The sequence below is a fragment of the Ruminococcus sp. genome, assembly GCF_016287535.1.
In the GTDB taxonomy this organism is placed as follows: domain Bacteria; phylum Bacillota; class Clostridia; order Oscillospirales; family Ruminococcaceae; genus Ruminococcus.
On sequence record NZ_JAEFAJ010000002.1, the window covers coordinates 39,218 to 61,521 of the forward strand.

23 protein-coding genes and 1 riboswitch are annotated in these 22,304 nt (G+C 49.3%); of the genes, 7 read left to right on the forward strand and 16 right to left on the reverse strand.

Annotated features, from left to right (window positions below):
- Positions 1 to 66: 66 nt before the first annotated feature.
- The 4 genes from QZZ36_RS01715 to hrcA form a co-directional block, all read right to left on the reverse strand.
- Entirely contained in the window at positions 67 to 219 is a 153-nt protein-coding gene (locus QZZ36_RS01715) for a hypothetical protein (protein WP_295075769.1), read from the reverse strand.
- A 3-nt stretch (positions 220 to 222) separates the two neighbouring features.
- A complete protein-coding gene (dnaK, locus tag QZZ36_RS01720) occupies positions 223 to 2,082 on the reverse strand; it encodes a molecular chaperone DnaK (protein ID WP_295075776.1) in 1,860 nt (619 codons plus the stop codon).
- 133 nt (positions 2,083 to 2,215) lie between these two features.
- Positions 2,216 to 2,779, reverse strand: coding sequence for a nucleotide exchange factor GrpE (grpE, locus tag QZZ36_RS01725; protein WP_295075779.1), 564 nt, complete (start codon positions 2,777 to 2,779; stop codon positions 2,216 to 2,218).
- Between the two features lie 16 nt (positions 2,780 to 2,795).
- On the reverse strand, positions 2,796 to 3,839 hold the full coding sequence (gene hrcA / locus QZZ36_RS01730; RefSeq protein ID WP_295075781.1) for a heat-inducible transcriptional repressor HrcA: 1,044 nt from the start codon (positions 3,837 to 3,839) through the stop codon (positions 2,796 to 2,798).
- Between the two features lie 253 nt (positions 3,840 to 4,092).
- Positions 4,093 to 4,207, forward strand: a riboswitch (THF riboswitch).
- Positions 4,208 to 4,275: 68 nt separating this feature from the next.
- Between hrcA and QZZ36_RS01735 the strand changes: the two genes are divergently transcribed.
- Both QZZ36_RS01735 and QZZ36_RS01740 read left to right on the forward strand, forming a co-directional pair.
- Positions 4,276 to 4,848: a folate family ECF transporter S component gene (locus QZZ36_RS01735; RefSeq protein ID WP_295075783.1), complete on the forward strand. Its 573-nt coding sequence runs from the start codon at positions 4,276 to 4,278 to the stop codon at positions 4,846 to 4,848.
- Positions 4,845 to 6,131, forward strand: coding sequence for a folylpolyglutamate synthase/dihydrofolate synthase family protein (locus tag QZZ36_RS01740; protein ID WP_295075785.1), 1,287 nt, complete (start codon positions 4,845 to 4,847; stop codon positions 6,129 to 6,131). Before QZZ36_RS01735 ends, QZZ36_RS01740 begins: the two co-directional genes overlap by 4 nt.
- A 68-nt stretch (positions 6,132 to 6,199) precedes the next feature.
- Here the strand turns inward: QZZ36_RS01740 and QZZ36_RS01745 are convergent, their stop codons facing one another.
- The 3 genes from QZZ36_RS01745 to QZZ36_RS01755 all read right to left on the reverse strand — a co-directional run bounded on the left by QZZ36_RS01745 (position 6,200) and on the right by QZZ36_RS01755 (position 9,773).
- Positions 6,200 to 6,916 (reverse strand): hypothetical protein, encoded by a 717-nt coding sequence (locus QZZ36_RS01745; protein ID WP_295075787.1) that lies wholly within the window; start codon positions 6,914 to 6,916, stop codon positions 6,200 to 6,202.
- 200 nt (positions 6,917 to 7,116) lie between these two features.
- Positions 7,117 to 8,490: a TrpB-like pyridoxal phosphate-dependent enzyme gene (locus QZZ36_RS01750; RefSeq protein ID WP_295075790.1), complete on the reverse strand. Its 1,374-nt coding sequence runs from the start codon at positions 8,488 to 8,490 to the stop codon at positions 7,117 to 7,119.
- Positions 8,491 to 9,056: 566 nt separating this feature from the next.
- Positions 9,057 to 9,773: a helix-turn-helix domain-containing protein gene (locus tag QZZ36_RS01755; protein WP_295075792.1), complete on the reverse strand. Its 717-nt coding sequence runs from the start codon at positions 9,771 to 9,773 to the stop codon at positions 9,057 to 9,059.
- 234 nt (positions 9,774 to 10,007) lie between these two features.
- Here QZZ36_RS01755 and QZZ36_RS01760 point away from each other — a divergent pair, with 234 nt between their 5' ends.
- The 5 genes from QZZ36_RS01760 (at position 10,008) to QZZ36_RS01780 (ending at position 14,948) form a co-directional block, all read left to right on the forward strand.
- On the forward strand, positions 10,008 to 10,643 hold the full coding sequence (locus QZZ36_RS01760; protein ID WP_295075795.1) for a histidine phosphatase family protein: 636 nt from the start codon (positions 10,008 to 10,010) through the stop codon (positions 10,641 to 10,643).
- A 267-nt stretch (positions 10,644 to 10,910) separates the two neighbouring features.
- Positions 10,911 to 11,780 carry a hypothetical protein gene (locus QZZ36_RS01765; protein WP_295075797.1) on the forward strand — a complete coding sequence of 290 codons (870 nt, stop codon included), beginning with the start codon at positions 10,911 to 10,913 and terminating at the stop codon, positions 11,778 to 11,780.
- Positions 11,677 to 12,534 (forward strand): RluA family pseudouridine synthase, encoded by an 858-nt coding sequence (locus tag QZZ36_RS01770; protein WP_295075799.1) that lies wholly within the window; start codon positions 11,677 to 11,679, stop codon positions 12,532 to 12,534. Before QZZ36_RS01765 ends, QZZ36_RS01770 begins: the two co-directional genes overlap by 104 nt.
- Positions 12,534 to 13,007 (forward strand): S-ribosylhomocysteine lyase, encoded by a 474-nt coding sequence (locus QZZ36_RS01775; protein WP_295075801.1) that lies wholly within the window; start codon positions 12,534 to 12,536, stop codon positions 13,005 to 13,007. The genes QZZ36_RS01770 and QZZ36_RS01775 overlap by 1 nt, the downstream gene beginning before the upstream one ends.
- A 132-nt stretch (positions 13,008 to 13,139) precedes the next feature.
- On the forward strand, positions 13,140 to 14,948 hold the full coding sequence (locus QZZ36_RS01780; protein WP_295075803.1) for a M23 family metallopeptidase: 1,809 nt from the start codon (positions 13,140 to 13,142) through the stop codon (positions 14,946 to 14,948).
- Between the two features lie 29 nt (positions 14,949 to 14,977).
- On the opposite strand, the gene QZZ36_RS01785 is transcribed toward QZZ36_RS01780, so the two are convergent.
- From QZZ36_RS01785 to QZZ36_RS01825, 9 genes are all read right to left on the reverse strand, one after another.
- Positions 14,978 to 15,748: a type III pantothenate kinase gene (locus tag QZZ36_RS01785; protein ID WP_295075805.1), complete on the reverse strand. Its 771-nt coding sequence runs from the start codon at positions 15,746 to 15,748 to the stop codon at positions 14,978 to 14,980.
- Between the two features lie 114 nt (positions 15,749 to 15,862).
- Positions 15,863 to 17,377 (reverse strand): sialate O-acetylesterase, encoded by a 1,515-nt coding sequence (locus QZZ36_RS01790; RefSeq protein ID WP_295075807.1) that lies wholly within the window; start codon positions 17,375 to 17,377, stop codon positions 15,863 to 15,865.
- Positions 17,378 to 17,390: 13 nt separating this feature from the next.
- A complete protein-coding gene (locus tag QZZ36_RS01795) occupies positions 17,391 to 18,335 on the reverse strand; it encodes a hypothetical protein (RefSeq protein ID WP_295075810.1) in 945 nt (314 codons plus the stop codon).
- 197 nt (positions 18,336 to 18,532) lie between these two features.
- The gene (hydE, locus tag QZZ36_RS01800) at positions 18,533 to 19,570 is read right to left on the reverse strand and encodes a [FeFe] hydrogenase H-cluster radical SAM maturase HydE (RefSeq protein WP_295075812.1); all 1,038 of its coding nucleotides are present in this window, start codon (positions 19,568 to 19,570) and stop codon (positions 18,533 to 18,535) included.
- A gap of 1 nt (position 19,571) precedes the next feature.
- On the reverse strand, positions 19,572 to 20,504 hold the full coding sequence (nadA, locus tag QZZ36_RS01805; RefSeq protein ID WP_295075814.1) for a quinolinate synthase NadA: 933 nt from the start codon (positions 20,502 to 20,504) through the stop codon (positions 19,572 to 19,574).
- Between the two features lie 204 nt (positions 20,505 to 20,708).
- A complete protein-coding gene (locus tag QZZ36_RS01810) occupies positions 20,709 to 21,041 on the reverse strand; it encodes an SdpI family protein (protein WP_295075816.1) in 333 nt (110 codons plus the stop codon).
- Between the two features lie 148 nt (positions 21,042 to 21,189).
- On the reverse strand, positions 21,190 to 21,576 hold the full coding sequence (locus tag QZZ36_RS01815) for a RidA family protein (RefSeq protein WP_295075818.1): 387 nt from the start codon (positions 21,574 to 21,576) through the stop codon (positions 21,190 to 21,192).
- A 41-nt stretch (positions 21,577 to 21,617) separates the two neighbouring features.
- Positions 21,618 to 22,031, reverse strand: coding sequence for a hypothetical protein (locus tag QZZ36_RS01820; protein WP_295075819.1), 414 nt, complete (start codon positions 22,029 to 22,031; stop codon positions 21,618 to 21,620).
- Complete coding sequence (locus QZZ36_RS01825) at positions 22,016 to 22,246, reverse strand: hypothetical protein (RefSeq protein WP_295075821.1); 231 nt, start codon at positions 22,244 to 22,246, stop codon at positions 22,016 to 22,018. Before QZZ36_RS01825 ends, QZZ36_RS01820 begins: the two co-directional genes overlap by 16 nt.
- Between the last annotated feature and the right edge of the window lie 58 nt (positions 22,247 to 22,304).

Genomic DNA, 22,304 nt, shown 5'->3' on the forward strand with positions numbered 1-22,304 from the left:
GCCCCTACAATAATTTACAGTAAATACACCTATAGGGCGGAAGTTCATTCCGCCCTAAAAGTCTTATCAACTGTTCTCAATTGAATCCTCATATTTGCCTCTGCCGCCGTCGTAGCCGGAAAGCTCGTCGTTCGCAAGGTTGTAGAAGCCCTTGAAGCCAAGGTAGACCAATGCGATAAGAGCGGCAATTATCAAAATAGTCTTCAATTTTTTATTCATAGATCAGACCTCTGTGAAGTCAGCGTCAACTACTCCGTCGTCGTTTCCGCCCTGAGCGCCTGCGTCAGCCGCACCGCCCATATTAGCGAACTGTGACGGGTCTATGCCCTGAGCGCCGTTAGGAGCAGCCTGCTGGTAGATCTTAGCGGAGAGGTCGTAGAATGCCTTCTGGAGATCTTCCTTGAGGGACTTTATCTCGTCGTTGTTGTCAGCTGCGATAGCTGACTTGAGAGCTGTGCATTTAGCTTCTATATTGGATTTCTCGTCAGCGGATACCTTGTCGCCGAAGTCTGTGAGAGCCTTCTCGCACTGGAATACAAGGTTCTCAGCCTCGTTCTTGTTGTCAACGGCTTCACGGCGCTTCTTGTCCTCAGCAGCGTACTGCTCGGCTTCCTTTACAGCCTTGTCGATATCGTCCTTGGACATATTCGTGGAAGCTGTGATGGAGATGTTCTGCTCCTTGCCTGTGCCGAGGTCCTTAGCGGATACGTGAACGATACCGTTCTGGTCGATATCGAAGGTTACCTCGATCTGAGGGATTCCTCTCGGAGCGGGAGCGATACCGTCGAGACGGAAGGTACCCAGCTGCTTGTTGTCTCTTGCGAATTCACGCTCACCCTGAAGTACGTTGATATCAACGGCAGGCTGGTTGTCTGCGTATGTTGAGAATACCTGTGACTTCTTTGTAGGGATAGTTGTATTTCTTTCAATCATTCTTGTGCATACTCCGCCTGCTGTCTCGATACCGAGTGAGAGAGGAGTTACATCGAGAAGAAGGAGACCGTTCTTAACGTCGCCGCCGAGAACGCCGCCCTGGTATGCAGCACCGAGAGCTACGCACTCATCAGGGTTGATACCCTTGAAAGGATCCTTGCCGATGAGCTTCTTTACAGCTTCCTGTACAGCGGGGATTCTTGAAGAACCGCCGACCATGAGCACCTTGTTGATCTCGGATATGCTCAGACCGCTGTCGCTGAGAGCCTGTCTTACAGGTCCCATCGTGGACTCAACGAGGTCAGCTGTGAGCTCGTTGAACTTAGCCTGTGTAAGTGTGAGGTCGAGGTGCTTTGGAGTACCGCTGGCGTCAACAGTGATGAACGGGATATTGATATTTGAAGTAGTTGTGGATGAAAGCTCTATCTTTGACTTTTCAGCTGCGTCCTTGAGTCTCTGAGCAGCCATCTTGTCCTGTGAAAGATCGATGCCCTCAGTCTTCTTGAACTCCTCAACTATCCAGTTGATGATACGCTGGTCGAAGTCGTCGCCACCGAGACGGTTGTTACCTGCTGTAGCAAGTACCTGCTGAACGTCCTCGCCCATTTCGATGATAGATACATCGAAGGTACCGCCGCCGAGGTCGTAAACCATTACGGTCTGCTCCTCTTCCTTGTCGATACCGTATGAGAGAGCAGCTGCTGTAGGCTCGTTGATGATACGCTTAACGGTAAGACCTGCGATCTGACCTGCGTCCTTTGTAGCCTGTCTCTGTGAGTCTGTGAAGTAAGCAGGAACTGTGATAACAGCTTCTGTTACAGGCTCGCCGAGGTAAGCTTCAGCGTCAGCCTTCAGCTTCTGGAGTATCATAGCGGAGATCTCCTGAGGAGTATAGTTCTTGCCGTCGATAGAAACTTTATAATCTGAACCCATGTGTCTCTTGATAGAAGAAACGGTCCTGTCGTGGTTTGTGATAGCCTGTCTCTTAGCCACCTGACCTACGAGACGCTCGCCGTTGTTTGTGAAAGCAACGACTGAAGGAGTTGTTCTTGCGCCCTCGCTGTTGGGGATAACTACAGCGTTACCGCCCTCCATAACAGCTACGCAAGAGTTAGTTGTACCAAGATCGATACCAATGATTTTTGCCATAATATATTCCTCCTGATCTATAAGCCATCAGCCATTAGCCATTAGCCTTTAGCTGGTGGTGTCCGCATTGCGGACGGATTTGATTGTTTTGATTGATTTTTTTCGGAACGCCGAGGGCGGCGTTCCCTACAGGCTAAACTGCCACTGCCACCATAGCAGGTCTTACCAGCTTATCTCCGAGCATATAGCCCTTCTGGAACACTGCGCACACGTAATTGCTTGCGTAGTCCGTTCCGTCCTGCTGCTGTATGGCATTGTGCAGGTTCGGATCGAATTCAGCGCCGAGAGCTTCGATCTCGCTGACATTCATCTGCGTCAGGAAGCTTTTGAACTGATTGTAGATCATGTTCATGCCGTTTTTGAAGTTCTCGTCGGAACATTCCGCTTCAAGCGACCTCTCGAAGCTGTCAAGCACGGGGAGAAGCTTCTCCACGCACTGAACGGAAGCGTTCTGATAGGTCTCCGTTTTCTCCTTTGCGGTCCTTTTGCGGTAGTTGTCGTACTCCGCGAACAACCTCAGGTATTTATCCTTTTCCTCTGCGAGAGCGTCTTCGAGGTCGGCGAACTGAGCGGCTGAATCGTTGTATTCGCTTGCCGCGTCGGCTTCATCGAGTTCGTCGGAGTTGTCTCCGGCTTCCTCAGCCATATCCTCGTCGAGCTCATCGAGGGGCTCTGAGATATTCTCGTTTTTCTCCATCGGTCATTGCTCCTTTCTACGGCTCCTGTATATCTGACGGAGCGTTTGTTATGTCATCGTCGCCGTCCATGAGAGCAGATATCTTCTGCGTCAGGTACTCGACGTAAGGGATTATCTTTTTGTAGTCCACACGCATGGGACCTATTATTCCCAGCGAGCCGGCTTCCTTGCCGCCCTTGCGGTATTTTGAAACTATAAGGCTTGAATTGCCTATTGCGAAGCTGTCGTTTTCCGAGCCGAACTTTACCTGTATGCCGCTGAAAGCGTTTTCAAGCATCTCGGAAAGTCCGTCCTTGTGTTCAATGAACTTTACGACCTCCATTTTGTCCAGTTCTTCACAGGAGAGAAGCTTTTCGCTTCCGCTGACAGTCAGCTCCTGCTGGCGAAGATCCTCTGAGAGCTCGCATATACCTTTTACAAGGGGAGAAAGCGATACCATGTAGGCGCTTACCGCGGCCACCATTTTATCGAACATTTCTTCCGAGAGGTCATCGACTGATACGCCGCTGAGGTTTTCCTCTATATAATGTGTAAAGAAATCCAGCTGTTCATGACTCAGGTCGAATTCCAGTCTGCAAGCCTTGTTTTTTATGCTTCCGTTGGAGGTTATCAGCAGGATAACGTAAAGGCGCTTTCCTGTGGGTATGACCTCTACCTTTGATATTACCGAGAAACGCGGTACCGCGTTGGTAACTACCGCGGCGCACTGAGTTATCTCAGTGAGAGCGGTGGCGGCGTTCTGCACAAGGAGCTCCTCAGGAGTGTCCTTGCCGCCCAGCATTTCATCGAGCCTCAGCTTTTCATCCTCCGGCAGATCGTGGGGAGTCATGAGCTCGTCGATATATAGGCGGTAGCCCTTGAAGGTGGGGACTCTTCCTGCTGAAGTGTGAGGCTGTTCGAGGTAGCCGAGCTGTTCCAGCGCTGCCATATCGTTTCGGATAGTAGCGGAAGAAACATTTATATTTTCAAGCTGCGAGATCGATTTTGACCCGACAGGCTCGCCTGTCCGGACGTACTCGTCAACCACGGCAGCAAGTATTTTCAGCTTTCTGTCGTCCACTGCACTCACGACCTTTCAATCTCGTTAGCACTCTATCTCTTTGAGTGCTAATTATAATTTATCACTATTGTGATGTTTTGTCAAGGGGTTTATACATTTTCGGCTTTTTGACCTATTTTTACCACCTGCTTATATGCATTTAGAGCAAATTGACAAAGAGTATAACAAAGCGGTTTTTCGTGGATTATCCTATTGACAAAGGCGTTTTTACGCTGTATAATAAAGGTGCAGTAAGGTACTGCATAAAAATGTTTGAAGAGTAAAAATGCGTTCGTTATACCTACGGGTATTCCAGTGTTGACCGGACGGGGAGTTGTCGGTCAAACGAAAAGCTTAGGCTTACGGTTCGTATTTTGCATCCCGCTTCATAGGACAATATAAAAGAGACTATGCCTTCTTTTCTTGTCGTATGAGTGAGGAAAAGGAGGATTTTTTTATGACTACAAACAACAGAGAAGCTGCGGTAAAGCAGGATATCAGACTTTTCGGCAGCACAAAGGTGCTCATCGTTGCGGCGCTCCTTGCGGCAATGAGCATCGTGCTGGGCAAATTCGGCGCTATAAATATAGGAAACAGTATCCGTATCGGCTTCGGCGGACTGCCCATACAGATGGCAGGTATCTTCTTCGGACCTGTTGTGGGAGCTGCTGTGGGACTTGTTGCGGACGTCATAGGCTGTCTGCTCAAGGGCTATGCCATAAACCCCATTATCACCATAGGCTCGACCTGTATCGGACTTTTCTCAGGTCTGGTTTTCCACTATGCCCTCCGTCCCATGAAGAGCGTTCTTCTGCCGAGGATAGCCATTTCGACTGTTGCGGCTCACGCTGTAGGCTCAATGCTCATCACATCCTTCGGACTTTATGTCTACTATCATACCCCGTTTGAGACTCTTATGCTGCGTGTACCGATATATCTTATAACAGCGGCTCTCGAAACAGCTGTCATATACCTGATGCTCAAAAACAAGGCGTTTTCCGCAGAGCTTGACAAGGTAAGAAGAAAATGAACTTCACGGAAGCGCTGGATTATATGAAAAAGGCTGCCGAAAGGGGCAGTGTACTGGGACTTTCCCGTATCACCGAGCTCCTCAGGCTTCTGGGAGATCCGCAGGAAAAGCTGAAGATCGTACATATAGCAGGCACCAACGGTAAGGGCTCCTTCGGGGCTATGCTTACCTCTGTGCTTAAAAGCGCAGGCTATAATGTCGGGGGATTTTCTTCCCCTGCCCTGACCGGAGTTACGGACAGCTTCCGCATAGGCGGCGAGGAGATATCAAAGCAGGATTTCGCCGACCTTATCGGTGATATTGCGCCTGTATGCGAGAGCATGGCGGAAAAGCCCACGGAGTTCGAGGTGCTGACTGCGGCTGCCTTTGAGCTATTTGTGCGCAGAGGCTGCGATATAGCGCTTGTTGAGTGCGGAATGGGGGGCGACCTTGATTCCACCAATGTGATCAAGGCTCCCGTATTGTCGGTAATTACCAATGTTCAGAAGGATCATGCCGCTTTTCTCGGAAATACCATTGGGGAGATAGCTTCCCACAAATGCGGTATCATAAAGCGCGGCAGACCCGTTTATTTCGGCGGCGACAGCGAGGAAGCCTACGAGATAGTCATGGATACCGCGGAGAAAACGGAGGCGGAGCTGTTCCTGCCTGATTATTCGCAGTTTGCGTGGTCTGACGAAAGCTGCACCATAAACGGTACAGATATCACTTATAAGGGCGAAAAGCTCCATATACCGCTTCTTGGCACCTATCAGTGCGAGAATGCGGTGAACGTGCTGAGCTGCGTTGAGATACTGAGGCGCGAGGGTATGGATATACCTGCTGAGGCAGTCCGCGAGGGACTCGCAAACGTGAAATGGCACGGTCGCTTTGAGGTGCTGTGCAAAGAGCCCCTTATCATATACGACGGCGCTCACAATCCCGACGGCATACGCTGTGCGGCAGACAGTATACGCCGATATTTCGATAAAAAAGTCGTTCTGCTCATTGGCGTGATGGCTGACAAGGAATATGAGCTCTACGCGGATATGCTTTCTGAGCTCGCAAATGCGGTATTTACCGTAAAACCCGATAATCCCCGCTCGCTGGACAGCGCAGTCCTCGCGGAGACCTTCCGGCGCAAGGGCGTAACGGCGGAACCTTATGACGATTTTGATGAGGGCGTAAGAGCTGTGTACAGCTATGCAAGTGAGAGAAAGCTCCCGCTCATAGCGCTTGGCACACTTTATATGTACAGGCAGTTCACGGAGGCTCTTGAAGAGCTGAAAAAGGACAGGAAATAACACAAAAACCGGCTCTGATACGCATATCAAAGCCGGTTTTGTAATTCATGCTCCCTGAAAATGGGACGTTATTTCCTTTCGTTCTCTTTATGCTTGCCGATGGTAAAGGAGCTTGCTTTCCACTTGTCGTCTTCCTTTACGGCTTTTACTGTCATTTTCTCCACAACGCCGAAATTGTTCACCGGAACCGCAGCTGTGAATGATGTGTCAGATGATTCGGTCATCTCAGGCTGTCCGGCGTACTCAAGACCCTTGCTGCCGTCGGACTGCACCAGATAAAGATAGCCGCCGTACTCACGGAATGAAGCGCTGTCGCCCTCGTATATCCCCTTGTACTTTTCGAGGAGAGTTCCGCTGAAGGAGTCGCTGAGCAGCTTCTTTACGTCATCTGTGCTGCTGAAACGGCTGTCTGTCACCTTGAAGAATATCATATCAGTGTCCTTGCCGTTTTCCTTGACAGTGAACTCTTTTGCCAGCTCGTTGTCGGTCTCGACGCCTGCGCCTGTCCGGAGCATTTCCGCTGTATTTACCGCTTCAAACAGCCTTACCGCGTCAGCGAGATGCTCATCGGAGACCTCGGCGGCAGTTGTTTCCTCTGTGGGAGCGGCAGTAGTTGCGGCAGCAGTCGTTTCGGACGCAGCTTCTGTGGCAGTTTCAGCGGTTGTTGCTGAAGTTCCGGAAGAAGTTGAGCCAGTGACCTGCGAACCAGCCTTGCTTCCGCAAGAAACTGCGGAAAAGCAAAGCATTGCAGCTGCTGCGATATATTTTATCTTTCCTTTGTTCATATTTATCCTTTCTTTTTACAGTATCTTTTTATACGTCTGCATCTATTATGATACACATTTTTGACGGATAATGCAAGATAAATAATTCACAAACTTTGTGGGAGCATAGCTGCTTTTTAGTGTATTTAGTGCAGATATGGAAGAACTGTTGGTAAAAACGGCGCAAAAAAGGACTGCCGGAGCAGTCCCTTTTAATGTCATTAACCGATCTTGGGAAGATTTGCAATTGACTTTGCGATCTCCTCGTCTGTGGGGATATAGTCGCTCATAGTGCCGTCGTTGTATGCGCCGTAAGCGTACATATCAAAATAGCCTGTACCGGTGAGACCGAAGAGGATAGTTTTCTCCTCGCCTGTCTCCTTGCATTTGAGAGCCTCGTCGATAGCGGCGCGGATAGCGTGGCTGCTCTCCGGAGCGGGAAGAATACCCTCAACTCTTGCGAACATCTCAGCAGCCTCGAATACAGATGTCTGCTCGACTGATGTAGCTTCCATGAGACCCTGATCGTAGAGCTCGGAGAGTATGGAGCTCATGCCGTGATAGCGGAGTCCGCCTGCGTGGTTAGGTGAAGGCATGAAGCCGCTGCCCAGTGTGTACATCTTCTGGAGCGGGCAAACCTTACCTGTGTCGCAGAAGTCGTAAGCGTAAGTACCTCTTGTGAAGCTTGGGCATGATGCAGGCTCAACTGCGATAATACGGTAATCTGCTTCGCCGCGGAGCTTCTGACCCATGAAAGGTGAGATAAGTCCGCCGAGGTTTGAACCGCCGCCTGCGCAGCCGATGATGATATCGGGCTTGATGCCGTACTTGTCCATAGCAGCCTTTGATTCAAGACCGATGATGGACTGGTGGAGGAGTACCTGAGCGAGAACGCTTCCGAGAACATAGCGGTAGCCTTCCTTGGAAGTTGCAGCCTCTACAGCCTCTGAGATAGCGCAGCCGAGGCTTCCGTTAGTACCGGGGAATTCCTCCAGTATCTTTCTGCCGATCTCTGTTGTATTTGAAGGCGAAGGAGTTACGTTAGCGCCGTAGGTACGCATTACCTCACGGCGGAAGGGCTTCTGCTCGTAGCTTACCTTGACCATGTATACATTGCAGTCGAGTCCGAAGTAAGCACAGGCCATTGAAAGAGCCGTACCCCACTGACCTGCGCCAGTCTCTGTGGTAACGCCTTTGAGACCCTGCTTCTTTGCGTAGTAAGCCTGAGCGATGGCGGAGTTGAGCTTATGGCTTCCACTGGTGTTGTTGCCCTCGAACTTATAGTAGATCTTTGCGGGAGTGCCCAGCTTCTTTTCGAGGAAGTAAGCTCTTACAAGGGGAGATGGACGGAACATTCTGTAGAAGTCCTGTATCTCCTGAGGGATGTCGATGAAGGGTGTAGTTTCGTCAAGCTCCTGCTTTACAAGCTCGTCGCAGAAAACGTGGCTGAGCTCTTCTGCTGTGCAGGGCTTGCCTGTGCCGGGGTTGATGAGAGGAGCGGGCTTCTTTTTCATATCAGCGCGTACATTGTACCACTGCTTGGGAAGATCCTTTTCCTCAAGGTAGATCTTGTAAGGTATTTTCTCATTTGACATTGACATAGTAATTCTCCTTTTCATAAATAATATTTGGGTTCGTACCATGCTGAGACGGAAATATAAAAAGCTTCTGTCCCGGCATTAACTGCGGGGACAGAAGCTGTAAGTTCTTCTGCGGTGCCACCCTGCTTGACGCTGTGCGTCCACTCAGTACGTACATGACATACGCCGGTTTTGTTAACGCAGAGCCTCTGCGTCTCACCTACACAGCGCGGTAAAAAGCGCCTTCAGCTTGCCCTCGGAAGTCCATTCACTCTGCCGCACTTACCTGCTCGCACCAGCCGCAGGCTCTCTGAAAAGCTAAAACAGAAGCTACTCACACTTCTTCAACGGTTTATTACAACGAAATTATAACACATACAACCGGATATGTCAATAGCGGCTGCTGTTTTTTCAACGAAAGCGACTAAGAAGATATTTGTCTGAGGGTGGATTTGCTGCGAAATTTCAAAAAGCACAGCCGCGTCTGCGCGGATATACGGTCAATTGAATGATTTTTTACCGAAAAGCGCGGCATAAAATCGGAAAAGGGCTTTTCAACGGTGTGCAAAAGTGGTATAATATTACTTGATATCGCTGCGGTACTTCGCACGTGTACGGGATATACTTTCCTCGCTTCGCTTAATGAGGTTGAGGAGAGATGACGAGTACTGCGAATAGTCCTTCTGGAGAGTTGCCGTAGTAACGTAGAGGGTATCGAAATTATCAACGCAGTCGTTGCCGTCAAGGGCAATACCGCTGGAAGCGGCTTTGATGTTTGCCTCACTCATTGAAACGATAGCGTTGGAGCTGTCGTTTGCGATGACCTTGGGGATACGGAAGAGCTTCTGGTCGTTATGGGGGTTAGCGTTGTAAACGATACGGAAGAGCTTGTATACCGACAGCATGAGGTATGACGATACCTCTTTTATAAGAGTGATACTGTTTGCCTTCTGCGCAAGGCTGAAGAGCAGACTGATAGAGTTGTTGATGATCCTTCTGTTGAAGTTGATGATCTCTGGAGACGGCATCTTCATGCTGTTGTTTCCGTCGTCGTCCGGGATATCTTCTATAGTAATGGTTTTTCCTTCTGGCTCGGGAGTTCTGCCAAGCAGATAGTCGCAGGAAACATTATAGTAATCTGCGATCTTTACAAGGAAGTTGAGTCCGCACTCTCTTATTCCCTTTTCGTAATGCGAGAGAAGAGCCTGCGAGATGCCTAAGTCCGTGGCAGCCTGCTTCTGACTGATGTGTCTTTCCTTACGCTGTAAAGTTATTATTCTTGCGAAATCCGAGTTCATTGAAATTCCTCCAAATCGTATGGTTTTGAAAAAAATCTTGTACTTATATTATAATACAAAATGTATAATTTGTAAATATGCAGAAATATGAAAGAATTTGTTGAAAAAAGTAGTATTTTTCGTGAAATTTACTAAGAGTTAAAAAAACGAGCAGTATTTTTGTGCAAAATTATCCTATCTGTAGCACCTGCCCGGAAGGTGTGACAAGGTAATAACATATAAAAGGAGAGTGTTATGAAAGGTTACAGGATAAGCGTGCTCCGTCACGGCATGACGGAAGCCAATGAAAAAGGCATATACATAGGCAGCACGGATATGCCCCTGTCGGACAGGGGCGCAGCAGACCTTGCGGCAAAGATGGACGAGTTCGACTACCCTGCTGTACATAGAGTTTACTCATCGCCGCTGAAAAGATGTACAGAGACTGCCGAGATACTTTTCCCCTATACTGAGCTTTGTCCGGTGGACGACCTCAGGGAGCTGAATTTCGGCGATTTCGAGAACAAGAGCATTGACGAGCTCGCAAAGCGGGCTGACTATAACCAGTGGCTCCGCGGCGGCAAGGAGAGCCGTCCGCCCAACGGCGAGAGCCTTGAGGAGCTGACAGCACGTACCTATAAGGCTCTCCATGCGGTGATAACGGATATGATGGAGTCGGGGCTCACCCACTGCGCCATGATAACCCACGGCGGTATAATCTCGAATATGCTCAGCTGCTTCGGTATACCCAAATATCCGCCGTCGCAGATAACTGCTGAGGCGGGAGGCGGCTTTGATATTATTGTTACCGCACAGATGTGGCTTAATTCACAGGCGTTTGAAATTCTTGGATACTGTCCGTATGACAGGATACCCGATGACGAATACTGATGTATTTCCTGAATATTTCATGAAAAAGAGCCGATAATATCTGCAAAAACATTTGAGTAAATACCTTTTTTGGTGGTCGGGAACTGCTGTGCGTTTGCGTAAATGCCCCAAACCACAAATAAAAATTCTGTCAAGGCCGCCATTTATGGCGCTTGTCTTGGCCTTTACAGAATTTGTATTTGTGGTATAATAAGCAATTGCGAACGCCGTATGCACAATAAACCACTAAAGAATTTATATACCCAAACATTCTTCGGAGGCGCGGATATGAAGGTCAGGGAACTGATACGCTATACAGACAGGCTGCTGAAAGGCAGACGCACAAGGACTATGCTTATATGCATACTTCCCGTCGGAGCGGAGCTGTTTTTCCGCTGTGCGGAGGCTGCGGTGTGCAGTCTGCTGCTGTATTTCGGCGACAGGGAGCCTATCAGCCTCTTCGGCAGCGGCGACCCGGCAAGGCTTGCGGTAACGGTCATGAGCACTGTCCTGAGGTGGCTGACGGCTGCTCCGCTGATGTATGCGGCGGTGTACCGCCTTTACGGTCTGACCGCGGAGCGCTGCGACAAGCGGCGTGAAAGCTTTTCACGGATACTGCTGAGGAAATGTACATTCAGGCGCAGCATCTCGGCTGCTCTCTGGACAAGGACAGCAGGGCTCCTTGCGCTGGCGCCGGCTGTTTTCTTTGGATTATCGGCATTCGGACTGATACATGACAGAATGTTCGCAGATGAGTTCTTCGTCGTGGTCAACGCCGTTTTCCTTACGGCGGTATCGCTGATGATGTGGCTTTCGCTGAAGCTGAGCTTTGCGGCTGTACCGTACCTGCTGGTGCGATTCCCTAAGCTTACGGCTTTTCGCGCCATGCTGTACTCGGTAAGGCTCATGGGCGGCAGAAAGAGAGTATTCCTGCGGCTTATAGCGATATATCTTCCGCAGATGCTTACGCTGGTGCTGCTGCCTTACGCCGTTACAAGGCTCATGACCGCTTTTTCGCTGAGTATCGACATTTTTATCAAGGAGGACGAGTACCTTGAAACGAATAGAGCTGACGGTGGAGAACGCAAAGCCCGTAACTCTGGAAAAATTTCTCACAGGAGAAAAGGGCGTATCAAGGCGGCTGCTGACAAGGCTTAAACGCTGTGAAGGCGGCATAACGCGGAACGGAGAGCTGATCCGCAGTATTGACGAGGTCCGGCAGGGAGACGTGATAGTTCTGAGCCTCGCGGACGACAGCTTCCTCGAACCCAATGGCAGCCTGAACGTACCCATAGCCTTTGAGAACGACAGGCTTGTGGTGTTCGACAAGCCCAGCGGTATGCCTGTACATCCTTCCATACGCCATCAGGGCGACACCCTCGGAAATTACTTCGCTCACCTTTATCCGGAGCTGACCTTCCGCTCGGTGAACAGGCTCGACCGTGACACCTCAGGGCTGTGCGTCATAGCCAAGGACGCTCTTGCGGCAAAGCTGCTGCAGGGGAGCTGCAAAAAGGTATACTATGCGGCTGTACACGGCACTATCCCGGAGAGCGGCACTATAGACGCGCCCATAGCCCGTGAGAGGGAGTCTATAATACTCAGGTGCGTCCGTGAGGACGGACAGCGCGCGGTAACGCATTATAAACGGCTGCAATGCAATGGGAGGTACTCTCTTGCGGAGATAGAACTCGAAACAGGACGTACTCACCAGATAAGGGTACATTTTGCTCATACCGGAGCTCCGCTCGCAGGGGACGACCTCTACGGCGGACTTCGTGATGATATAAACAGACAGGCTCTCCACTGCGGCAGGATAAGCTTCAATGATCCGCTGACAGGAGAGAGCATAACAGTTTCCTCGGAAATACCGGAGGATATAAGATCACTTTTCACACAGGAGGAAAAATAATGGAAAAGATAGCAAGCTTTCAGGTAGACCACACAAAATTCGGCGTAGGAATGTACATATCACGTATAGATGACGATATAGTAACCTATGACGTGCGCATGGTAAAGCCCAACGGCGACGTATACCTTGCGACTCCCTCAATGCATACCATAGAGCATTTATTTGCGACCTACGCGAGAAATTCCGAGTTCGGAAAGAATATAGTATATGTAGGACCTATGGGCTGCCGCACGGGATTCTATCTGCTCACAAGGGGTATTTCCCACGAGAACGCAATAAAACTTGTGCGTGAAGCATATACTTTCATCAGGGACTACGAAGGCGTTATACCCGGCTGTACAGAGGTGGAATGCGGCAATTACCGTGAGCATGATCTTGCTTCCGCAAAGAAGGACGTAGTTCCGCTGCTTGAAAAGCTTGAAGGTTATACAGTGGAAATGCTTGATTATTCATGGCATTTTGACAAAAATTAAAAGCGGATTTTGTGCATGATGATGAAATATCCGCCAAATTGAGATATTTAGCGGATCATTTCTTTTTATTGTCACAAAATACTGGTATAATAATCTTTGTGTGATATTATTACCGTGAAAGGAGGAGGCACCATGGCAGGAAAACGGCATGAGTACAGCTATGTATATACGCCCCGTGATAAGAAGCCGGAGATACCGAAGATACCGCAGGAAACAGCATATACAGAGCATTTCGGTGCGAAGGAGTTCTTTCCGGAATTCGGCGGATTTGCTGTTGATCTTGTAAAAGCGCTGTTCAAGGGTCTGCTTTATTCGCTGAAGCTGATAGGCTCGGAGCTGCTTAGTCTCGGCGCTGTCATACTCAAAGGGCTGATATGGCTTTTCATGGAGCTGATATCTCCTGTACGGGAAAGATTCAATCTTAACAAGGGACTGCAGAAGCAGGTCCGCAAGGCAAAGAAGCTTGGCGAGGAAGAGTACAAAAAGGCTCTCTTCCATTTCTGGTGCTCCTATCTCTTCGGTGAGGACGGAGTATTCTATACCGCTTTCAATTATATACTTCCCATTCTTTCGATTGTGTTCCTTGTGGGAATAATACGGTACGGTTCGGGACTTGAGTACGGACTCAGCGTAGAGTACAACGGCAGGGAGATAGGCATAATAACTGCCGAAGCCGATTTCGAGGAAGCCGAGCGGGAGGCTCAGCAGAGAATATCATATATCGGAAACAATGAAAAAATAGACCTTTCGGCAAAGTATTCCCTCAGGATAATCAATGAGAATGATAAGGTGTATACAGCCTCGCAGCTTGCGAATGAAATGCTTGCCGCTTCCGACCACGCTCTTACTGAAGCATACGGCATATATATAGACGGCAGGTTCATAGGTGCGGTCAGAAACAAGGAAAAGGTGCAGGACGCCCTTAACGAGAGGATACTGAATTTCCGTGTGGACGGCGTAATAAAGGATGTCGCATACAAGGGAGATGTTGAGTACACCAAGGGAATGTATCTTGCGGAAAGCGTTCTTTCAGAGAAGGATGCGATAGAGCTCCTTACTTCCTCAAAGGAGAAAAAATCGGTATATATCGCTCAGAGAGAGGATACAGTCGTAACTATAGCACAGAAATTCAATATGGATCTTGCAAAGCTGGAGGAGATGAATCCGGATATAACCGCCAACTGCCGTAAGGGTATGCTGGTCAATGTCATCGAGACCGAAAGCTATCTGCCTATACAGTATGTCCGCGAGATATCGCCTGTTACCTTTATCGACTATGAGACCGTAGAGGTCGAGACAAGCTCTCTCAACGCAGGTACAAGGGACGTTATCGCCAAGGGCAGACAGGGCGAGAAGGTCAGCCATATAGAGGTCACCTACGTGGACGGCAAGGAGTATTCCCGCAAGACTATCAGCACACAGATAACAAGACAGCCTGTAGTCGAAAAGATAGGTATAGGCATATATGCCGCCAGACCTGACAGCGCGAGCACTGTCCTTACAGGCTCCGGAGAGTTCGGCTGGCCGGTTGACGGAGGATACGTTAGCGATCCGTTCATCAGCGACAGAAACCATAAGGGTATGGATATAGGCGCTATGACCGGTACCGAGATATATGCCGCAGCAGACGGCGTGGTAGTATCTGCCGGCTGGAATTCCGGAGGATACGGCTATTTCGTGCAGCTCGGACACGTTGACGGATATCAGACCGTATACGGTCATATGAGCTCCGTGCTTGTTGTCGAGGGACAGGAGGTCTCAAGAGGACAGCTCATAGGACTTGTTGGAAATACCGGTAATTCCTTCGGCTCCCACTGCCATTTTGAGGTGCGCCATAACGGAGTATGCCTTGACCCCGCACTCTTTATAAATACTGCCGACAGCTTCAATGAAATTGCCAACAAACAGAAAGAGGAAGAAAAGAAAAACAAGAAGAACTGAAAGAGCTCCGCGATCGCGGAGCTTTTCTTTTACTTTCTGTTCTTTTTGTAGATAATTGCAAGGCCCTTGATGAGCAGGTTGCTGTCGAGTATTATCTTTCGTCTGCACAGAGGCACCACAAGCTCGGACAGACCGCCTGTAGCCACGACGGTACACTTTTCGCCAAGCTCCTCCTCCATGCGGTCGATAATGCCGTCGAGGGCGCTTGCGTTGGAGTAGAGTATACCGCTCTTCAGGCAGTCAACTGTGTTTGTTCCGATAACATGGGGCGGAACTTCAAAATTTATCTTGGGGAGCTGTGCGGTGCGTGCGGTGAGAGCGTCTGCCGAGACCTTCATACCTGTGAGTATCACGCCGCCGCGGTAGTTTTTCTTGCTGTCAACTACGGAGAGAGTGGTAGCCGTTCCCATATCTATGATTATGAGCGGAACAGGGTACTGGTTTATCGCCGCGACTGCGTCAACAGCCTGATCGCTGCCCAGCTGTGCCGGGTTGTCGATTAGTATATTCAGTCCGGTTTTTACTCCGGGACCTGCCATCATCACCTCAACTCCGAAGAGCTTTTTCACAGCTTCCTTGACTGTATTCGTGACAGACGGAACTACCGACGACATTATAGCGTCGTCTATGTCTGAGATGTTGAAGCTGTTCATTTCAAGTATGGTCTTTATGAGTACAGCGTATTCCGCTGCTGTTGCGTTGTGGTCTGTGCTTATGCGCTCGAAGATAAGCACCTCGTCCCTGTCGTCAACACAGCCGAAAACAATGTTTGTATTACCGATATCTACTGCTAAAAGCATAATTATCCTCCTGTATATTTTTAAGCGGTTTTTGAGAACCGGACGTTCGCAGTTTCATATTATACTACGCAAACGTCTGACTGCCTTCGACCGCCAAAAAAGCTATATTCCCTGTTATTTATCCGTGCGGAATGGCGGCAGCGGCAGCTCGTTCACGCCGAAAAGTCCGACCTCAGCATAGTTTGTCCATTTGAAACGGGCTGCGGCAGGAGCCTTGACATTGTCGCTGTGAAGCTCGATATAGGGCAGCCTTACCTTTGCTTCGGCAGGATAGTATTTACCGTCTGCTCCCGCTATCTCAAAGCCGTCGAGGCAGCGTTCGTCAGTGCCGCAGAGCCCTCTTTCGCAGTTGGTGAGGTATATGTGCATGGTATCTCCTATGACCTCATAGCTGTCATACATCGGCGGCAGTGTGTCGCTGTCGTTCAGTATGCCGTATACCACGTTCATAGCCTGAAGATACAGCCTGTGACCGATGGGGGATTTGTCCAGCGGGTGTATATTGTTGAACTCGCCGCAGTCGAGAGCGACTGCGAGACCGGTATTTTTTACAGTGCGGAAAACCTTTTCCTGAGCCTCCCTGATGTAAGCCCAGCTCTGTGTATCCGGGTCGTACTCGTATCTGAACATGGGCAGCTGAACTATCATGAAGGGCAGTTCATCGTCATGCCAGTCATGCCGCCAGTTCTCTATCATAGCCCTGAGGAGAACATCGTAGGTATGGGGGCGGCAGTCGTCGGCTTCTCCCTGATACCACAGCACGCCTGCAAGGGTATACGGAGCTATACGGCTGAGCATAGTTTCATAAAGTCCGCCGGGACGCAGGGGATTTTTTATATTCAGCGGACCGGAATACGGATTTTCACCGCATTCGGCCAGCACCTCGTCCCACTTTGCGTTGGGGTGGGCGGCAACGTATTCCTCTGTCGCGCTGTTCCATTTCAGCTGCTTTTCGGAATATGCGTCGTATTCAGCTATCATCTGCTCGTCGGTCTTGCCTCTGGTCTCGTTGTCGTAGTCATCAAGGTAGGGGTGCAGACGGCTGTCATAGCTGAGATACTCGCGGCTCATCCATGCGGAAGCGGAGGTCCCGCCCCAGTTGCAGCCGATTATTCCCACTGTAACTCCGAGTCTGCGGCTCAGCTCCTTGGCGAAGTAATATGCTGCCGCCGACCATGAGCGGGAATTGTCCGGGGAAGGAGTCATCCAGCAGGACTCCCTTTCGGCTCTGAGAAGCTCGTCGCCGGGCATACTGCATTTGGGAGTATAGTAATATCTCACGTTCTCGCCGTAGCAGGCTGCAAGGGCGGCAGCGCCCCTGCGGTCGTAGCGGAGCTCGAATTCCATGTTGGACTGACCTCCTGCGAGCCAGACCTCGCCTATGGCTACATTGCTGAATATCTTCTTTACAGCGCCGCATGACACCACAAGTGTACATGAACCAAGCTCTTTGCGCGGCGGGAGCACGGCTTCCCATTTACCGTCCTTTATGACAGCGCGGGCGGAGCTGTCGAGCTCCGGGATACTTACGGTTATAACCTTTTCTCTGTTGGTGCAGGTACCGAAAACACGTATCGGCTTATTGCGCTGAAGCACCATATTATCGCTGAAAACAGCTGCTATCTTCATAATATCCTCCTCTTTACTTGAAAATGAGAGAGCCCGTATTCTCCAGTGATTTCAGCAGTGTGAAACGCGCTTCGTCGCGGTATTCGGGCTTTGCCATATAATACATATAGGTTTCGAGCACATTTATAGGACTTGCGGTCCTTCCCTCTATTTTGAACTGTTCAAAGCCCATAGGAACATATTTCTCCCATATATCGTCGGGGGAGATATGTGTGCGCAGACCCTTTATATCGAAGAGACCGCGCTTTGAGTACGGGCAGTCGCGGAAATTCTCGGTGTCGTACCTGTCACCGTTGAACGGGAGGTTGGGATACTTCTTTATATGCTCGTTATAGGCTATCTGCTGAACGCCTATGGTATAATAATGAGCCGAACGTCGTGGACATCCCGGCTCGCAGCAGGCGTTTGACAGGAATTCTATACGCGGTCTGTCCTCCATTGGTATCTGTTCGAGGAGGTCGAATCTGTTGTTGAGGTCGTAGTCCATAACGACTATATGGTAATCCTTTTTCAGCTCTTCAAGGAGACCCTCGATAGTATCCAGGCGCTTGCAGGTGGAGCTTGTGAGCTTGTAATCGGGATAGTTGCGTCTGATATAGTCTTCAAGCAGGGGCGACATAACAATAGCTTCGTTTAGGCCGTTGTTTGCCATTGCCATAACCATATTGCAGAACTGATCGCTGAGGTGTTTCTTTTCAAGTGCGGGATTTGTGAATGTAAAGCGGAGGGGTATACCGAGGTCGTTGAATGTCTTTATAACGCCCTTGACAAAGGTCTTGTCGCATACGCCGCCCTGGGTCCTGCCGCCGTTCCACAAGGAGGGTGGAAACACGCCGTAGAACGACGCTATCTCTACTCCCTCGCGGAAAAACTCAGGCTTATGGCTGAGAAGCTCCGCAAAGACCAGATTGAGCTTGAAGTTGCCGGAAAAGTCGGGAAGATGGAAACGTACTCGCATAGTATTCTCCTTAAATCAATGTATGGAATGATTTTAGTGTTTTTATTATCAAGTCAGGATCTGACGTAAAAGTTGAGAGTTCAGGTGTTCGCTTCGTTCACGTTATTCAAGTTTTCTCGCCAGAGGCGACTCCATAACTTTCAACTCTCAATTCTAAACTCTGAATTTAAATAAAGCTTTGTCCTGCAATAACAGGTTTAATCTATGCAGTCTCCGCGTTCCGATACTGTCTCGTATCCTGCGGATTCTATTCTTCTTTGCAGGCAGCCGCGGCACTCAGCCGCTTCCTCGCCTGTGCATATCTTGTTATCGTAGAGGTCGTACTTTTTGCGCACCTTTACAGGTGAAAGATTCGGCATTACCACGTTGCAGCCTGTCTGCAGTCCAAGCTCCCTTCCGTTGGGAGCTATAGTGCCGAGGGCAGTTGTCGCGGGGAGCAGTACCTTCGGGAACATAAGCCTGAGTATGCCGAGAAGCCGCAGGGTAAGTTCAAGAGTGCCGCCTTTTTCGCCGGCAAATGGAGTTTTGTGATGAGGCACGAAAGGACCTATTCCTATCATCTGCGGCTGAAGCTCCTGTAAAAAGCGAAGGTCGGCGATGAGATGCTCTACAGTCTGGAAGGGAGCTCCCACCATGAAGCCGGCGCCCACCTGATAGCCCAGTTCTTTCAGCTGAAACAGGCATTTCTTGCGGTTGTCGAGGCTCATTTCCTCAGGGTGCAGCTTTGAATACAGCTCCTGTGAAGCTGCTTCGTGGCGGAGCAGATATCTGTCTGCGCCTGCATCTCTCAGCAGCTTGTAGCTCGCATATGAGCGCTCACCGAGTGAGAGCGTCACCGCGCAGTCGGGATACTTTTCCTTTATCTCTTCTATCAGCGGACAGAGAAACTCGTCCGTAAAGAAGCTGTCCTCGCCGCCCTGCATTACGAATGTGCGGAAGCCCAGCTCATAGCCGTTTTCGCAGCAGCTCAGTATCTCCTCACGGGAAAGGCGGTAGCGGTCTGCGTCCGTATTGCCTCTGCGTATGCCGCAGTATAGGCAGTTGTTTTTACAGTAGCTAGAGATCTCTATAAGACCTCTCAGGAACACCTTTTTCCCGTAGCTCTTCTGCCTTGCCTCGTCTGCCCTTTTACGGAGCAGTTCCGCGGCGTCCTTATCATCAGTATTTATCAGCTCCCTCAGCTCGCTGTCAGAGAGGTCGCCTGTGCTGTACAGCTTTTCGACAATTTCCGTCATATCAGCCGCCCAGCCTTATCATTTCGTCTATGCATTTCCTTGCCTGAGCGATAAGCTCGTCACTCATAAGTATCTCACAGGCTTCACGGTCCTCGCCGCTTATTGCAAGGAGAGTATTGTACACGTCGGGAAGCGTTGTGAGCTTCATATTATGGCAGACAAGGTCTCTGCTCACAGGATAGAAGCTCTTTTCGGGACAGTCGTACTGCAAATGCTCAACTATTGAATTCTCCGTACCGATGATGAACTCCTTTTTGTCCGACTTCTTTGCATAATCCATTATGCCCGTTGTCGAGCCCACATAATCCGCAAGTTCTACTACTTTGGGGGTACATTCGGGGTGTACGAGGAAGAGAGCGTCGGGGTGCTCCTCCCTTGCCTTTTTCACCTCGCTGACGGTTATCCTTGCGTGTGTGGGACATCCGCCCTGCAGGAGCTTTATGTCCTTGTCGGGGCACTGCTTTTTTATATAGTCTCCGAGGTTGCAGTCGGGGATAAAGAGTATCTTGTCACTGTCGAGAGCCTTTACTATCTTCAACGCGCTGGAAGAGGTAACACACACGTCGCAGACCGTTTTGAGAGCGGCTGTGGTATTGATATACGCAACAACGGTGCGGTCGGGCTCTTGAGCGCGTATGGCGCTTATCATGTCCCTGTCCATCTGCTCAGCCATAGGGCAGCCGGCGTGTTTGCTGGAGAGGTAAACACGCTTCTGAGGCGAGAGCATTTTAGCTGTCTCAGCCATGAAGTGAACTCCGCAGAAGATTATATTCTCCTCAGCTACGCCCTTAGCGTCAACGCTGAGCTTGTAGCTGTCGCCTACGAAGTCTGCTATCTCGCATATCTCACGAGCCTGATAGCAGTGAGCGAGGACAGCGGTATTTGTTTCCTTTTTGAGCTTTATTATCTTATCCTGTAATTCCCTTACGGTCATACTTATACTTCCTTTCGTTTTCAGCCCTTTGTATGTGCGGACATTATCCGCCCAAGCCTTTAGTCATTAATTCTCAACTATCAACTCTCATCTTCCCCGTCAGCTTACAATTCACCTATTCTATCATTATATCACAAAGCAAGCATAATTTCAAGCAAAAAAGAAACTCCCCTGTCTGTAACGGACAGAGGAGCTGTTCATTTATCACTGAATCTTTCTGAGCTGTATTTCCACCCATGCAGCCGACAAAACGGCAGCAGCCGTGAGTATGATAAGTACAGCTATATGTGCGGGACTGTTATCGGAGAACAGGAATACCGCAGCCACAGACAGAACGAAGCAGACTGCTCCGATAACTGTCCATGCCATACCGCATTTTTCGTTGGCGAACCGCCATGCCTCGTCGCTTGACAGGGCTCTTACGGTCCTGAAGCCTATGGAGTGATCCAAGGGCGTTTTCGCGTATTTTCTCATACATAAGCCACCGAGCATTATACCGAGCGAAGTAATGATATTTACGATAATAACAACATTCATGATCCTTCTCCTGTACAGATTCTTTGTAAGATATTAATAAAATCCAACAGCCGGATTTGTACATTGCTACAAAGTCGAAAATTATTTTTTCAATATTCAATGGTTTTCCGTTGAATAAAGCCCCATTCCGACCCCATTATAGAGAGGCTCAGTAAGAATAGTCAGAGACCTCAGCTATTACCTCGACCTCTGCGAGTACGCCCTTGGGGAGGGTCTTTACCGCAACGCAGCTTCTTGCGGGCATTGATGTGAAGTACCTGCCGTATATCTCGTTGAAGGCGGCAAAGTCGTTCATATCCGCAAGGAAACAGGTAGTTTTCACAGCCATATGGAAGCCTGAATTTGCCTCCTCAAGTATAGCTGCAAGGTTTTTCATTATCTGCTCTGTCTGCTCTTCGATAGTTGTGCCCTTTACGGAATTGGTAGCAGGATCGATAGCTATCTGACCGCTGGTGTAGACCATACCGTGTGAAACGATAGCCTGTGAATAGGGACCTATCGCTGCGGGTGCGTTTGCTGTGATGATAGTAAGCATAAAAATACCTCCGTTATGAATAAATATTGTTGTTTTATAACTCAGTCCTTGCTGAACGATATGTAAGCGGAGCTCGATTTGTCACCGTTTGCGGTGAGATGGACTTTGTATATATCATACGACGCATCCTCGTCATTGATCGTAAAGTGCTGAGTTTCCTTTGTGAAATATACAGCACCGTCATAATCCTTGTCAACTCTTCCGTTCTCGGAAAAACTGCCGAAGTCGAATCCGCTTCCGTCGATACTGAATATAACGGCATCGTTTTTTGTGCCCTCGGAAATGAGCTTGTAATCGGCGCCGTGAAAGTGCATAGTACCGTCTGCTGATATAGTCATAGGATCATTTTCAAGATCGTTTTGTATCGTTTCGCAGTCGGGATACTTGTCACCGCCCCATGAGCCGTATCCGTTACAGGTATAGCTGCCGGTATAGTCCTTTATATCGGGCAGCACGTTATTGTTCTTATTTTTGTCTGACTTTTTTCAGTGGTCACTTCTGTAGCTTTTTCTTTTGTTGTTTCTGTAACTTTTACTGTTGTTGCTTCTGTCTTTTCACCCTTTGATACTGAAAAGCTGAAGGAAGAACCTCCGCTTCTTACAGTGCAGCCTGTGAGAGCTGCTGCGAAAATGAAAGAAGATGCTGTTAACCCCAATAATCTCTTTTTCATAATATTACTCCTTTAAAAACTGGTTTATTGCTGATATACGACCGGATAACGTATCGTA